The organism is Chitinimonas taiwanensis DSM 18899 (assembly GCF_900119825.1).
Taxonomy (GTDB): domain Bacteria; phylum Pseudomonadota; class Gammaproteobacteria; order Burkholderiales; family Chitinimonadaceae; genus Chitinimonas; species Chitinimonas taiwanensis.
The window spans coordinates 295,786-309,892 of record NZ_FPKR01000003.1 but is presented as its reverse complement, the minus strand read 5'-3'; the positions used below and the strand labels follow the sequence as shown (position 1 = coordinate 309,892).

Here is a 14,107-nt window from a genome sequence, read left to right as displayed (position 1 = left end):
GCTTGGCACCATGTGCATCGGGCTGGCGCGCGCCAGGGCAGAAGCCAGCCGGATGTCTAGGGCCTGTTGACACTGATTTCATGGTCAACAGGCCCTAGTATTAGCTGGTCAAGCACGGCAGCGCCCCGGCTGCCCAAGGCCAGCCCATGCTCCCGTCCCTCCGCCCCGCGCTGTTCGCCAGCCCGGCCACGCCCAGCAGCATGGCGCAGTGGCGCGAGCATGTACTCGGGCGCATTCTGGCCCTGCTGCTGGTACTCGGCTGCGTGGCGGCACTGCCCTCGGCCGTGGTCGCCTTGCGCGCCGGTCAGTGGTTCGTGCCACTGGTCGATCTGCTCGCCCTGGGCTGGCTAGGCCTGATCCTGCGCCCCGGCCGCTTCAGCCTGCGCACCCGCACCTGGCACTTCCTAGCCCTGCTCTATCTGTTTGCCCTCAGCCTCTTGCTCAGCGTGGGCGCGGTCGCGCAGATATTCCTGCTTGCCTGCCCAGTCATGGCAGCCTTGCTGCTTGGCAAGCGCCCGGCGGTGGCAGCGCTGCTGCTGACTTCGCTCAGCCTGCCCACGCTCGGCTATCTGGCCGATCTCGAACTGCGCGTGATCGGCTTCGAGCAGGATGCGCTGGTCAAATGGCTGCTGGTGGGGCTGAACTTCAGCTTGGTCAATGCGGCGCTCACGCTGTCCAGCGCAGTGCTGATCGACGGTCTGCAGCTTTCCCTGCAGCGCCAGGAAGCCAGCAGCCGTTCGCTGGCCGAGGAGCAGGCACGCCTGCAGGCGGCCAATGAGGAGCTGCGCCTGATCAGCGCGGCCGTGGCCCATCTGAACGATATCGTGGTCATCATCGAAGCGGCGCTACGCGATACGCTCGGGCGGCGCATCGTGTTCGTGAATGCCGCGCTGACGCGGCGCACCGGCTATAGCCCGACCGAGGCCATCGGCCAGACCCTGCAGCTATTCCAGGGGCCCAAGACCAGCAACACCGAGATGGAACGCCTGCGCGCCGCGCTGGATAGCGAAAGCGCGCTGGAGACCGAGCTGATGGCCTATGCCAAGGACGGCGAGGCTTTCTGGCTGGAACTGGAACTGAACCCCATCTACGCCGAGAACGGGCAGTGCAGCCATTTCGTGATGATTCTGCGCGATATCGGCGAGCGTAAGCAGGCCGAGGAGGACATCCACCGCCTCGCCTATTTCGACAGCCTGACCGGCCTGCCCAATCGGCGCCTGCTGCATGACCGGCTCGGCCAGAGCCTGATGGCGGCCAAGCGCAGCGGCATGGTGGGGGCGGCCATCTACCTCGACCTGGACAACTTCAAGCATGTGAACGATGCGCGCGGCCACCCTACGGGCGACGCGCTGCTGGCCCAGGTGGCCCAGCGCCTGTGCGCAACGGTGCGCGAGGAGGACACGGTGGCGCGCCTGGGCGGCGATGAGTTCGTGCTGCTCCTGCCCCGGCTGGATCAGGACGTCGCCCACGCCGGGCGGCTGGCGCTGCAGGTGGCGGAAAAAGTGCTCGCCTGCCTCGCCCAGCCTTTCGAGCTGGATGGCCAGCACTACCATTCGGGCGGCAGCCTCGGGGTCACGCTGTTTCCGCGCCCGGGGCAGAGCGCCGATATGGTGCTGCGCGAAGCCGATATGGCCATGTACCGCGCCAAATCGGCCGGCCGCCAACGCATCGTGTTCTTCCAGGCCCAGATGCAGGCCGAGATCGAGGAGCGGCTGGCCATCCAGCACCAGCTGGAACTGGCAATTGCCCAGCGCCAGCTCGCGCTGTATCTGCAGCCGCAGGTGGATGCGGCCGGCATGGCCCTAGGCGCCGAGCTCTTGCTGCGCTGGCAGCACCCGGTACTTGGGCCGGTGCCGCCCGGGCGCTTTATCCCGATTGCCGAGGAAAGCAGCCTGATCCTGCGGCTGGGAAACTGGGTGCTGCAGGAGGGCTGTCGCACCCTGGTGCAGCTGGCCAAGGCCGGTCGGCCGCTCCCCCTGTCGATCAATGTCAGCCCGCAGCAGTTTCACGAGGCGGATTTCGTCGCGCAGGTAAAGGCGGCGCTGCAGGACAGCGGCGCCCGCGCCGACTACCTGATACTCGAGCTGACCGAGGGGCTACTGATCCGCAATCTGGACGACACCAGCGCCAAGATGCGCGAGCTGGCCGCGCTGGGCCTGCGCTTTTCCATCGATGACTTCGGCACTGGCTATTCCAGCCTGGCCTACCTGAAGCGCCTGCCGCTGCAGGAGCTGAAGATAGACCGCAGCTTTGTGCAGGATGCCGAGGCCAGCCGCGATACCGCCATCATCGAGCTGATCCTGTCCATGGCCGAACATCTGGCTTTACGCGTGGTGGCCGAAGGGGTGGAGAGCGAGGCGCAGGCGGCCTTTCTGCGCACACATGGTTGCCATGCCATGCAAGGCTATCTGTTCGCCCGCCCGATGCCGCTGGCCGACTGGCTGGCGCTGCCGGCCGGACATTGCTTCCTGCCTGCCGCCTCGTCTAGTAACGGCAGGACAGACTCAGGGTCAGCGAGAGCTGCAGATTGATGCCGCCGCCATTGCTGCGTAGGCGTGAGGGCATGCGCGCCAGGGTCTGGCACTGGCTAACTGGCAGGCCGATTTCACGCAGCGAACGGGTCAGCCCGGCGCTGTTCAAGCGCAGCGCGCGCTGTGGGCGCGCACGCTGAGCACCAAACGCACTGCTTGGCATGCTGACGATCTGCAGATTGCCCCAGGGACTAGCCGCCGCGGCCGGGTCGACCGTCCGGTTCACCGACCAGCGCGCCTGGCTCAAGCCCGGCTCAGGCGGCAAGTCGTCACGCAAGCCCGCCTCGGCACGCGCCTGCAGGCTGAGCAAGGCCAATACGGCCAGGCAGAACAGCGAGGTAAGCGGCAACATGGCGAGCTCCGGCATCAGTAAATTAGCTAGATCTAATTTTTACGCCTACCGCTATGACATTTCAATAACCGCTTGTCATTTTTTCTGAACGGCGCCTGCCGAAATCAGGATCAAGCGAACCGGTCCAGCACACAGCCAGCCCGAGCTCGGATCAGCTGATGCGCACCCGGCGCAAGAGCCAGCGATACAAGCCGGGGAACCAGCGCCCCAGCCAGGCCGCATGACGTTCGGCGCCACCCACGCAGAACTCGTCCCGACCACGTGCCAGGCCACGAACGATCTGCTGCGCGCAACGCGCGGCCGCCAGGCCCTGGCGTGGCAAGGCATCCGCATGCCCTTGCGGACTACCGTCACCCAGCAGGGCGGCGTGGGGCAGCTGGGTATGGATGAAACCGGGACAGACCAACTGGATAAGGATGCCGCTGCCTGCGAGCTCGGCGCGCAGCGAATCGAAATAGCCATGCAAGGCATGCTTGCTGGCCGCGTAGCCCGTGCGGCGCGGGGTGCCGACCTTGCCCATCACGCTGCTGATCACCACCAGCCGCCCCTGCCCGCGCACCAGCATGCTGGGCAGCAACGCCTTGCTCAGCGCGATGGGGCCGAGGAAGTTGATAGTCATCAGCTGTCTGTCCACCGCCACGCTGGTATCGCGCGCCCAGCTGCGCTGCGCAATACCGGCATTCAGGATCAGCACATCGATGGGCCCATGCTGGGCCTCAAGCGCCTGTACTGCCGCGGCAAAGCTGTCGGGCACAGCCATATCGAGCGGATAGACAAGGTGCTGCTCGGGTTTCGCGCAGGCCGCGCGCACCCGCTCCAGCTCGGCCACGCGGCGTGCCGACAGCACCAAACGCGCGCCCTGCCCGGCCAGCGCATAGGCCAGCGCCTCGCCGATGCCGCTGCTGGCGCCGGTAATCCAGATGCGCTGACCATCAAATGCTGGCTTGCCCATCAGGTCACACTGGCCTTGCGGATCAGCCGGTTGAACAGGCTGGGCGCGAAGCGCTTGATCATGAGGCCCAGCCGCTCGCGCGGGCCAGCCACCACAATCTCGACCTGACCGGCATCCAGACCGCGCAGGATGCGCCGCGCGCATTCATCCGGCGCAATACCGTTCTCTTGCGCCTGGTCCATGCGCCCCTGCGGGCTGCCATCGGCGGTCAAGGCCACCAGGGGCAGATTGGTCTTGATAAAGCCCGGACAGACCAGGGTGACCGCGATGCCATCGCGCCACAGCTCGGCGCGCAGCGAATCGAAAAAGCCGTGCAAAGCATGCTTGGCCGCCGCATAGCTCGAACGCATTGGCGTGCCGAACTTGCCGACCAGGCTGGTGACGGTAACGAAATGTCCGCGCCCGCGTGCCAGCATGCCGGGCAGCACCGCCTTGCTCAGCGCCACCGTACCCAGGTAGTTGACCTCGATCAGGCGACGGTCGACCTCGAAGCGGGTATCGCGCGCCAGCGCGCGCTGCGAGACACCGGCATTGTTAATCAGCATGTCGATGCGCCCGCACTGCGCCTCGACCTCGGCCACCTTGGCGGCAAAGCTGTCCGGCTCGGCCAGGTCGAGCGGCATCAGCAGATGTTGCTCGGGCCGCGCACAGGCCGCGCGCACGCGCGCCAGCTCATCCACGCGCCGCGCCGACAGCACCAGCCGCGCGCCCCGTGCCGCCAGCGCATAGGCCAGCGCCTCGCCAATGCCACTGCTGGCGCCAGTAATCCACACCACCTGCTGCTGGTAATCCATCCGTCTCCCCTTGTTCTATGTCAGGCACTGCCCGGCATCTTAACCAGTCCAAGCCACTATCACTTGAACGATGCGGCTGGCGCCCCACGCTACCCACAGCGCGACAGGATTTAATTGACGTTTACGTCAACGTGACGCTACAAAGTCGGCAGTGCTGCCCCGCAGCGGCTGATAAAAACCAGGAGCGAGACATGACCCCGACCGTGAAACTACTGATCAATGGCGAATTCGCCGAATCGCAGGCCCGCCAATGGCAGGAGGTACGCAACCCGGCCACCCAGGAAGTGCTGGCGCGCGTGCCGATGTGCGATGCCGATGAGGTAGCCAGCGCCGTTGCCGCCGCCAAGGCGGCCTTCCCGGCCTGGCGTGCCACCCCGATTGCCGAACGTGCGCGCGTGTTCCTGCGCCTGCAGGCGCTGATACGCGAGCATATGGACCTGCTGGCCACCACGCTGACCCGCGAGCAGGGCAAGACCCTGGCCGATGCCAAGGGCGATGTGTTCCGCGGCCTGGAAGTGGTCGAGCATGCCTGCGCGATCGGCAGCCTGCAGCTGGGCGAATTCGCCGAGAACGTGGCCGGCGGCGTGGATACCTACACGATTCGCCAGCCGCTGGGCGTGTGCGCGGGCATCACCCCGTTCAACTTCCCGGCCATGATTCCGCTGTGGATGTTCCCCATGGCCTGCGTGAGCGGCAATACCTTTGTGCTCAAGCCGAGCGAGCAGGACCCGCTGACCCCCATGCTGCTGGCCGAGCTGGCCCAGCGTGCCGGTCTGCCCAAGGGCGTGCTGAATGTCGTGCATGGCGGGGTGGAAGCGGTCAATGCGCTGTGCGACCACCCGAATATCAAGGCGGTGTCTTTTGTCGGCTCGGTTGGCGTTGGCACCCATGTGTACCGGCGCGCCAGCGAGCACGGCAAGCGCGTACAAGCCATGCTGGGCGCGAAGAACCATGCGGTGTTCCTGCCCGATGCCAATAAGGAGCAGGCGCTGAATGCCCTGGTCGGCGCCGCTTTTGGCGCGGCCGGCCAGCGCTGCATGGCCACCTCGGTGGCGGTGCTGGTGGGCGAGGCACGCAGCTGGATTCCCGACATCGTGGCGCGCGCGCAGACGCTCAAGGTCAGCGCCGGTCACGAGGCCGGTGCCGACCTCGGCCCGCTGATCAACCCGCAGGCACTGGCACGCGTGGAAGGCCTGATCGCCCAGGGCGTACAGGAAGGCGCGCGGCTGGAGCTGGATGGCCGCAAGCCCAGCGTGCCCGGCTATGCGCATGGCAATTTCGTCGGCCCGACCATCTTCTCGGGCGTAAAGGCCGGCATGCAGGTGTATGAACAGGAAATCTTCGGCCCGGTGCTGTGCATTGTGGAAGTGGACACGCTGGACGAGGCGATTGCCTTCGTTAACGCCAACCCCTATGGCAATGGCACCGCGCTGTTCACCCAGAGCGGCGCGGCCGCGCGGCGCTTCCAACACGATATCGATGTCGGCCAGGTCGGCATCAATGTGCCGATTCCGGTGCCTGTGCCCTTCTTCAGCTTCACCGGCTCACGCGGCTCCAAGCTCGGCGACCTCGGCCCCTATGGCAAGGAGGTGATCCGCTTCTACACCCAGACCAAGACGGTCACCGCGCGCTGGTTCGACGACGCGAGTACGGCTGGGCCGGTCAATACCACGATTGCGCTGCGCTGAAACGCTATAACGCCAGTGCCACCGCCAGCACGGTGGCCACGACCGCCCCGCGCGTGGGCGGCGCCACATAACCAGGAGCACAACATGTCCCGCATCGCCTTTATCGGCCTTGGCCATATGGGTGGCCCGATGGCCGCCAATCTCATCAAGGCCGGCCACACGCTGAAGGTCTTCGATCTGGTGCCTGCTTCGGTGCAGGCCGCGGTCGCGCTGGGCGCCGAAGCCGCGCCGAATGCGCTGCACGCGGTCATGGAGGCCGACATCGTGATCAGCATGCTGCCGGCTAGCCAGCATGTGGACGCGCTCTACCTGGGCGAGGGTCGCCTGGTCCACGCAATTGAGCCCGGCGCGCTGATCCTCGAATGCTCGACCATCTCGCCCGAGGTGGCGCGCAAGGTGCACGCCGCCGCCAAGGCGCGTGACATTGCCATGCTGGATGCGCCGGTATCGGGCGGCACCGCCGGCGCCGCGGCCGGCACGCTGACTTTTATCCTTGGTGGTGAAGCCGCCGCGCTCGACCGTGCGCGACCGGTACTGGAGGCCATGGGCAAGAATCTGTTCCACGCCGGTGCTGCTGGCGCCGGCCAGGTGGCCAAGATCGCCAATAACATGCTGCTGGCCGTGCACATGATAGGCACGGCCGAGGCGCTCAACCTCGGCGTCGCCAACGGCCTCGACCCCAAGGTGCTGTCCGACATCATGCGCGTGAGCTCGGGCGGCAACTGGAGCCTGGAGAAGTACAACCCCTGGCCGGGCGTGATGGACAGCGTGCCCGCCAGCCGCGATTACGAGGGCGGCTTCGGCGTGGACCTGATGCTGAAAGACCTGGGCCTCGCCATGGAAGCCGCCCTGGCCGCCAAGGCCAGCACCCCACTCGGCGCCACCGCACGCAGCCTGTACGCGCTGCATAGCGGCCAGGGCAAGGGCGGGCTGGATTTCTCCAGCATCCAGCAGTTGCTGCGTAAGTCGGGCTGATCGACTCCCCCTACCCTGCCGTCCAAAAAAAAGCGCGCCTACTAGGCGCGCGCATTTTGGGGAGGGGAGATTCCGATCAAAGCATCACAGCATCAGAACTTGTACTGCACGCCGGCCGAGTAGGCGTTGATGCGCTGTTCGCCGTTGTCCTTCAGGCGGTCGTAGTCGGCGCGGATCGCCCAGTTCTTGTCCAGCGCGTAGCTGGCGCCCACACCGGCGGTCAGGCCGTCCTTGGCGTGGTTGCCCAGGGTGGTGCCGGTACGGGCGTAGCCGACCTTGCCGAATACCTCGATCTGTTCAGTGACTGGCAGGATGCCGACGGCGCGGATATTCGCGCTCTGGTCGGCCATGCCGTTGTCGCGGTCCTTCAGGCCGGTGTAGCCGCCTTCCAGCGCGATGTTCTCGGTGAAACGGTAGCCGACACCGGCGCCCAGGCCGTTGGCGACATCCTTCTTGCCTTCCGTTTCCCGTGCATGGGTGGTCTGGCCGAATACATAGGCGCCAGTGCTGGCGTCGGCCATGGCCGGCACAGCGCTCAGGCCGGCGATCAGTGCGCTCAGGGCAATAGTCTGTTTGGTCATGGTCATGATGAATCCTTTCGTGGTTGCAGTAGGGCCGGCTTGAAGGCCGGGGTGCGCTTGCTTGCGTCACGGTTTGCATCTTGCCGTTTGACCATAACCAGATAAACCAGCAATCTTTCAATACATAGTTCGATATCCTTAAACAATAATCGGGAACTTTTGCCATGGACCGCTTCCGTGCCATGCAGACTTTTGTGCGGGTGGCCGAGACCGGCAGCTTTGTGAAGGCGGCCGACAGCCTTGGCCTGTCGAAGGCCTCGGTCTCGCTGATCGTGTCGGAACTGGAGCGCGAACTCGGTGTGCGACTCATGCAGCGCACCACGCGCCGCCTGTCGCTGACCGAGGCGGGCCAGACCTATCTGGCCCGTTGCCACGACATTCTGGAAGCCGTCAGCGATGCCGAGGACCAGCTGAGCACGCGCCAGCGCGAGCCAAGCGGCGTGCTGCGCGCCTATGCACCGCTCGGCTTTGCCCAGCACCATCTGGCCCCGCTGCTGCCCGCCTACCGGGCGGCCTTTCCCGAGGTGCAGGTCGAACTGGTGCTCGGCACCCGCTCGGTCGATCTGGTCGAGGAGGGCTTCGATCTGGCCCTGCTCTTCGGTCAGCAGGGCCTGGCGAGCAGCATGGTGGCGCGCAAGCTGGCTTTTTCCGAGGTCATCCTGTGCGCCTCGCCCGCCTATCTCGCCCATGCCGGCACGCCCTTGCAACCGTCCGAGCTGGCCGGCCATGCCATCCTGCAAAGCGATGGCGCGCGCAATGTGAGCAAGCTCTATCGCAGCGAGGACGAGGCGGTAGCCGTGCCCTGGCCGGTGCCGATACTGAGTTGCAATGCGGTGGAGGTGTTGCGCGCCTGTACGCTGGACGGCATGGGCATCACCCTGCTGCCGTCCTATGTGGTGAGCGAATCGCTGCGCGCCGGCAGCCTGGTGCAGGTGCTACCGGGCTGGCGCGCGGCGCGGCTCGATCTGTATATGGTCTATCCGAGCCGGCGCTTTCTGTCCGCCAAGGTGCGCGGTGCGGCCGACTTCATCATCGCCCGCTTCGCCGAATTTGCCGCCGACAGCAGCACCGACCCCTGGCTCGCCTATCAACCCGGCGCGCGCTAAGCCGCTCAGAAACCGCCGTTGATGCTCAGATACACGCGCAGATGGCGGGTATCGCCATAGCCCAGCCCCAGATAGGCGGGGCCGAGGCGCGTATCGCTGCCAAGAAAGAGCGCGCCCGAATACAGCAGCGGCCCCTCATCCAGGCCCTGCAGCACCGGCGACCAGATGCGCGCCGCCTCCAGCGACACGCCCCAGAAGCCGGCATTGCCGAGCAGCGGCGTGAGCTTGGCCACATCCTGCGAGATACGGAGCTGGGCGCTGGCGATGCGCTCGGCGCGCACCTCGCCCTGGTGATAGCCGGACAGATTGAACAGGCCGCCGGCGGTGGGGGTGAATTCGAACGGCGCCTCATTGCTGGTGTGCACATACTTGAGGCCCAGCAGGCCCGACCAGCGCCCGAAAGATGCCGCCTGCTTGAGGTCTAGCGTGGCAGTCCTGTAATCGACCAAGCCACCGAGACCAGGCAGCGAGCGATACAGCTCGAGCGCCGCATAACTGCCCTGGCGCGGGTAGCGGGCGCTATCGAGCTGGTCGTAGGCCAGGTTCAGATACAGTCCACCCTCGTTCAGGCGCTCATCCGGCAGCTCGGTGGCGCCGGTGCTGCGCGCAAAGCGCGATACCGCGCGCTCGGCCCCCACGCTGATCTGCCCCCAGCGCCCCCAGGTGGAGCCGATATCAAAGCGCAGCGCGCGGCGGGTCTGGCGGTACTCGGCCACCCGCTCGCCAAATAGATAGATCGGCACGCCGCGGCTGTTCACATTGGCCCCCAGGCGCAGGTAGAGCTCGCCATCCAGGCTGAGCGGCTGGTACAGACTGGTGTATAGGCCGCGCGCCTCGCCGATCAGCAGGCGGCTCTTCCACTCGCCACCTAGCCGGTTCAACCAGCTGCGCCGGTACTGGGCGGAGAGCTGGAAGGCAGAGTCATCCTCGAAGTCGGTGCGCATGCCCAAGCCCAGATCGAGATAGCCAGGCCCCCAGGATTTCTCGCGCGCGCTGAGGCTGATCGCATGCCCGCCCACGCCAGGCAGCAATCGGTAGTCGATCTGCTCGAAATCGTCGCGCGCATACACATTACCGAGCTTGTGCTCGAGCGCATCGAGGTCGAGCGGCTTACCCAGCTTCACATCGAGCAGATCGCGCAGGATGCTTGGGTTGACGAAGCGGGTCGGCTCCACCTCCACCGCCAGCACCGGACCCGGGTCGAAGCGACGTGCGGCCAGCTTGGCGCGCCAGGCCGCGTAATCGGCCTCGCTCACGCTCAGCGACTGCAGCATGGGCAGCAGCTCGCGCGCGGCTTTCTCGCCAGCGGCCTGGGCCATCGGGCCTTCATTGAAGCTGCTCGAAGACATGCTGCCAAGGTCAGGGCGGATCAGGATGTCGCGCGCGGCCAGCTGGCGGATCTGCTCATCCACATTGCGTTGGGTCAGCACACGCACGGTCTGGTCGGAAATGCTCAGCACATCGCTAGCCTGCTTACGGGTCAGCAGGGGCGAACCGACATCGACCGCGATCACCACCTCACCGCATACACCACGCGCCACATCCACCGGCAGGTTGCGTGCAATCCCCCCATCCACCAGGACGCGGGTATCGCGCTCCACCGGCGGGAACACGCCCGGCACCGCCATGCTGGCGCGCATGGCGGCGGCCAGGTCGCCACGCGACAGCACCACCATATCGCCGTTTTCCAGGTCGGCTGCCACCGCGCGGTAAGGCAGCGGCAGTTCGTCGAAGCGGTTCAGCGTGGCGCCATTAACCAGACGGCGGATCAACAGATCAACCTTCTGGGTGCCGAGCGCGCCCTTGGGAAACAGCATTTGGCCGCTATCGGACAGACCGAGACCCAGGTCCATCATATTCAGCCAGTCGTCCTGCTTATCGTGAAAGCTGCGCTGCTGGCGCTGCGGCCGGTCATTGAGCACATCGTCCCAGTTGATCGCCGCCACTGCCTTATCCACCTCGGCGGCGCTCTTGCCCGACGCGTACAGGCCGCCCACCAGCGCCCCCATACTGGTGCCGACCACGCAGTCGACCGGGATGCGCGCCTCCTCCAGCACCTTGAGCACGCCCACATGGGCTAGGCCACGCGCGCCGCCGCCACCCAGCACCAGGGCGACACGCGGCATCTCGGCCGCGAGGCTCAGGCTGGGCAAGAGGCAGGCGGCAAGCAGAAAGGGGCGGAAACGCAGCGGCATGGCGGCTTTCGGTTGGGCAATACGCGAGTGTGGCACAGGCAGTTTTACAAGATAGACGGGCGTATCTGTTCACGCAGCCAGTCAATAAAGGTTTGCAACACAGGCCGATGTGGCGGCGGATTCGGCGTCACTAGCCAGTAGGACCAATGAAATGGCAGGGTCTGCGCGAACAGTTGCACCAGGCGGCCGGCAGCCACATCGTCCTGGGCCAGCGAGCGGCGCGCCAGCGCAATACCCTGGCCGTCCACAGCCGCCTGCACCAATAGCCCGGAGTCGCTGAAGATCAGGCCCTGCCCCGGTTCGGCCCAGGGCAGACCGGCCAGCTCGAACCAGGGCTTCCACGGCTCGCCCGCCGCGCGCAGCAGGGGCCGCCCGGCCAGCTCGGCGGGGTGGCTGGGCAGGCCGCCAGCCAGCCTGGGACTGGCCACCACCATGAAGCACTCATCGAAGAAATGCTCGGCATGCACACCCGGCCACTGGCCCGAGCCCATGCGGATGGCCAGATCGATGCCGCCCGGCCCGCCCAGTCGCTCCAGTGTGGTCGATGACTGCACCCATAGCTCGATCTCGGGGTGATCCTCGATAAAGCGCCCGAGGCGCGGTGTCAGCCAGCGGGCGGAAAACGAGGACAGCGCGGTCACCGTCAGGCGTGGTGTTTCGTGTTCGCGCTTGATTGCCGCCAGTTCCTGCGCCACCCCGACCAGCAGGCGGTTCACCACCTGGGCGAGGCGCTTGCCCTCCGGCGTCAGCACCAGGCCACGCCCTTCACGCCCAAAGAGCGGGTAGCCCAGCTGCGCTTCTAGCGACTTGATCTGATGGCTGACGGCGCCCGGCGTCACGAACAGCTCGGCGGCGGCACGCGCCCCCGAACCCAGGCGCGCCGCGGCCTCGAAGGCGCGCAGCGCGGGTAGCGAGGGCAGCTTGCCAGGCAGATCAACCAGTGAATTCATTTCAACTATCCGCTGAAAAAGCATCGATTGTTGTGGCGCCACACCAGGCAGAGAATGCCAATCAAGCCAAGCCAAATACGGCATGAGTGGCCAGACGGAAGGAGCGGGAAAATGTTGCATCAGTTTATCGAATACGAGCAAGCCCTGCAGCGTAGCGAGCTGCGTACCGTGCGCAGCGTGGATGGCGTGATCGTGCTGTGCGAACAGGGTGATCTGTGGATTACCGAGGACAACGGTGGCGATGTGCTGCTGCAGCGCGGTGAACGCCATCTGCTGCGTGCCGGCCGCCTGGCAGTCATCGAAGCCCTGAGCGATGCTCGCCTGCAACTGAAGGCGCTGGCACCTGCACGCGGCTGGCTGGCTCAGCTGCGTCACAAGCTCGGCCATGCCTGGCCGCGTACCGCCAAGCTGCCGCAGGCTAACGGCTGCCACTAATCCCTATCACGCCAAGGAAGCACCATGGACCAGATCAGCCACTACGCCAGCAAGCTAGCTTATGAAATCGACGCCGCCGACCTGTACGCAGCCCAGCAGGAGGGCCAGCACCTAGTGGTGATCGATGCGCGCAATGCCCAGGCTTATGCCGCCGAACATATTCCCGGCGCGCTGAGCCTGCCGCATCGCAGCATGGATGCGACCAGCACGGCCGGCCTCGATCGCGCGGCGCTGTATGTCAGCTACTGCGACGGCATAGGCTGCAATGCCTCGACCAAGGGCGCGCTCAAGCTCGCCCAGCTCGGCTTCACGGTCAAGGAATTGATCGGCGGGCTGGACTGGTGGAAGCGCGACGGTTACCGCACCGTACTGGGCAGCAGCACGACTGCGGATAGCCCGAGCTGCGCTTGTAACTGAGCGATGCCTTTCGGCTGCAAAGCCAGCATGGGCGCGGCTTCCGGCGCAAAATACCCAGTGGCTGGACACATTGTCCAGCCGATCACGCCGATATACGCCAGGGTCAGAAGCCCAGGCAGCCGCTGGCAGAAGGAAGGTTGCACCGCACCGTATCCCGATGCGCTGTGTGACCCGGTTGGGAGGGAGCCCTGTACGCTCGAACCAAGACGGAGGTAAGTATCATGAGCGTGGATTTTCGGGTCGAACACCCTGATGACGCCACCCATGCCGATGAACAGAGTCAACTCAGCGATCGCCTGGAAGCCATCGTGATGCTGGCGATCGCCGTGATCCTGATCATCGGTTTCCTGATCCACTAGTACAATTTGCACCGCGTATGGCGTGCCCGCCCTGGCCGGCATGCCCAGCCGGCCGGCCTGGTGGTCCGCCGGCTTTTTCATTCCACAGGTCTTAACCATGATCCGACTGCACTACGTTCCCAGCACCGCCAGCATGGCGCCGCACATCCTGCTTGAAGAGCTGGGTGTGGACTTCGAATTGATCAAGATCGACCAGCAGAACGGTGGGTTGAATACCCCAGCCTACCGGGCGCTGAACCCGAATGGGCTGATCCCGGTGCTCGAGGACGGCGATATCGTGCTGTATGAAACCGCCGCGATCTGCCTGCACTTGGTCGATACCCACCCAGCTCAGGGCCTGATGCCGCCCCTGGGCAGCGCGGCGCGTGCCCAGGCCTATAAATGGCTAAGTTGGCTGTCCACCACCTTGCAGCAGGCACTGGTCATCTATTTCTACCCCGAGCGCTGGGCCAGCGATGCAGCCGCCATCGCTCAGGTGCGCGCGCATGCACAGCAGAAGGTGCTGCGGCTGCTCGAGCAGATTGACAGCCAGCTGGCCAGCCACGGCCAGCCCTGGCTGCTGGGCGCCGACTACAGCCTGCTCGACCCCTATGCAATGATGCTGTGCCGCTGGACGCGTAATTTCGACGGCCACAAGGCGCGCGACTATGCGCATATCGGCCCCTGGTTGCAGCGTGTGCTGGCCCGCCCGGCCGTGCAGCGGGTACTGGCCACCGAGCAGCTGGCCCAGCCCTGGGTGTAAACGCGCAGCACGTGGCCAGGCCTGCAGAGG

14 protein-coding genes are annotated in these 14,107 nt (G+C 65.7%); 8 read left to right on the top strand and 6 right to left on the bottom strand.

Features of this window, described 5'->3' with window-relative positions; genetic code table 11:
- Positions 1-146 precede the first annotated feature (146 nt).
- The gene (locus BT173_RS05235; protein ID WP_072427567.1) at positions 147-2,531 is read left to right on the top strand and encodes a putative bifunctional diguanylate cyclase/phosphodiesterase; all 2,385 of its coding nucleotides are present in this window, start codon (positions 147-149) and stop codon (positions 2,529-2,531) included.
- On the opposite strand, the gene BT173_RS05230 is transcribed toward BT173_RS05235, so the two are convergent.
- The 3 genes from BT173_RS05230 to BT173_RS05220 form a co-directional block, all read right to left on the bottom strand.
- Positions 2,485-2,883, bottom strand: coding sequence for a hypothetical protein (locus BT173_RS05230; protein WP_139256048.1), 399 nt, complete (start codon positions 2,881-2,883; stop codon positions 2,485-2,487). The two genes, BT173_RS05235 and BT173_RS05230, sit on opposite strands and share 47 nt — an antisense overlap.
- Positions 2,884-3,034: 151 nt before the next feature.
- Positions 3,035-3,835, bottom strand: a complete 801-nt coding sequence (locus BT173_RS05225) for an SDR family oxidoreductase (protein ID WP_072427565.1) — start codon at positions 3,833-3,835, stop codon at positions 3,035-3,037.
- Positions 3,835-4,629 (bottom strand): SDR family oxidoreductase, encoded by a 795-nt coding sequence (locus BT173_RS05220; RefSeq protein WP_072427564.1) that lies wholly within the window; start codon positions 4,627-4,629, stop codon positions 3,835-3,837. The genes BT173_RS05225 and BT173_RS05220 overlap by 1 nt, the downstream gene beginning before the upstream one ends.
- Positions 4,630-4,820: 191 nt before the next feature.
- Between BT173_RS05220 and BT173_RS05215 the strand changes: the two genes are divergently transcribed.
- Both BT173_RS05215 and mmsB read left to right on the top strand, forming a co-directional pair.
- The gene (locus tag BT173_RS05215) at positions 4,821-6,317 is read left to right on the top strand and encodes a CoA-acylating methylmalonate-semialdehyde dehydrogenase (protein ID WP_072427563.1); all 1,497 of its coding nucleotides are present in this window, start codon (positions 4,821-4,823) and stop codon (positions 6,315-6,317) included.
- Between the two features lie 84 nt (positions 6,318-6,401).
- Positions 6,402-7,292 carry a 3-hydroxyisobutyrate dehydrogenase gene (mmsB, locus tag BT173_RS05210; RefSeq protein ID WP_072427562.1) on the top strand — a complete coding sequence of 297 codons (891 nt, stop codon included), beginning with the start codon at positions 6,402-6,404 and terminating at the stop codon, positions 7,290-7,292.
- 92 nt (positions 7,293-7,384) lie between these two features.
- Here mmsB and BT173_RS05205 read toward each other — a convergent pair whose 3' ends face one another.
- A complete protein-coding gene (locus tag BT173_RS05205; protein WP_072427561.1) occupies positions 7,385-7,879 on the bottom strand; it encodes a porin family protein in 495 nt (164 codons plus the stop codon).
- Between the two features lie 158 nt (positions 7,880-8,037).
- On the opposite strand from BT173_RS05205, the gene BT173_RS05200 reads away from it, so the two are divergent.
- Positions 8,038-8,979 (top strand): LysR family transcriptional regulator, encoded by a 942-nt coding sequence (locus BT173_RS05200; RefSeq protein ID WP_072427560.1) that lies wholly within the window; start codon positions 8,038-8,040, stop codon positions 8,977-8,979.
- A gap of 5 nt (positions 8,980-8,984) precedes the next feature.
- Here the strand turns inward: BT173_RS05200 and BT173_RS05195 are convergent, their stop codons facing one another.
- Both BT173_RS05195 and gcvA read right to left on the bottom strand, forming a co-directional pair.
- Entirely contained in the window at positions 8,985-11,174 is a 2,190-nt protein-coding gene (locus BT173_RS05195) for a patatin-like phospholipase family protein (protein ID WP_072427559.1), read from the bottom strand.
- Positions 11,175-11,218: 44 nt separating this feature from the next.
- Positions 11,219-12,124 carry a transcriptional regulator GcvA gene (gene gcvA / locus BT173_RS05190; RefSeq protein WP_245794131.1) on the bottom strand — a complete coding sequence of 302 codons (906 nt, stop codon included), beginning with the start codon at positions 12,122-12,124 and terminating at the stop codon, positions 11,219-11,221.
- Between the two features lie 111 nt (positions 12,125-12,235).
- On the opposite strand from gcvA, the gene BT173_RS05185 reads away from it, so the two are divergent.
- The 4 genes from BT173_RS05185 (at position 12,236) to BT173_RS05175 (ending at position 14,077) form a co-directional block, all read left to right on the top strand.
- The gene (locus BT173_RS05185) at positions 12,236-12,559 is read left to right on the top strand and encodes a DUF2917 domain-containing protein (protein ID WP_072427557.1); all 324 of its coding nucleotides are present in this window, start codon (positions 12,236-12,238) and stop codon (positions 12,557-12,559) included.
- Positions 12,560-12,583: 24 nt separating this feature from the next.
- Positions 12,584-12,976: a rhodanese-like domain-containing protein gene (locus tag BT173_RS05180; RefSeq protein WP_072427556.1), complete on the top strand. Its 393-nt coding sequence runs from the start codon at positions 12,584-12,586 to the stop codon at positions 12,974-12,976.
- Positions 12,977-13,197: 221 nt separating this feature from the next.
- Positions 13,198-13,335, top strand: a complete 138-nt coding sequence (locus BT173_RS19600) for a hypothetical protein (RefSeq protein WP_175545555.1) — start codon at positions 13,198-13,200, stop codon at positions 13,333-13,335.
- A gap of 97 nt (positions 13,336-13,432) precedes the next feature.
- Complete coding sequence (locus BT173_RS05175) at positions 13,433-14,077, top strand: glutathione S-transferase family protein (protein WP_072427626.1); 645 nt, start codon at positions 13,433-13,435, stop codon at positions 14,075-14,077.
- The last annotated feature ends 30 nt before the right edge of the window (positions 14,078-14,107 follow it).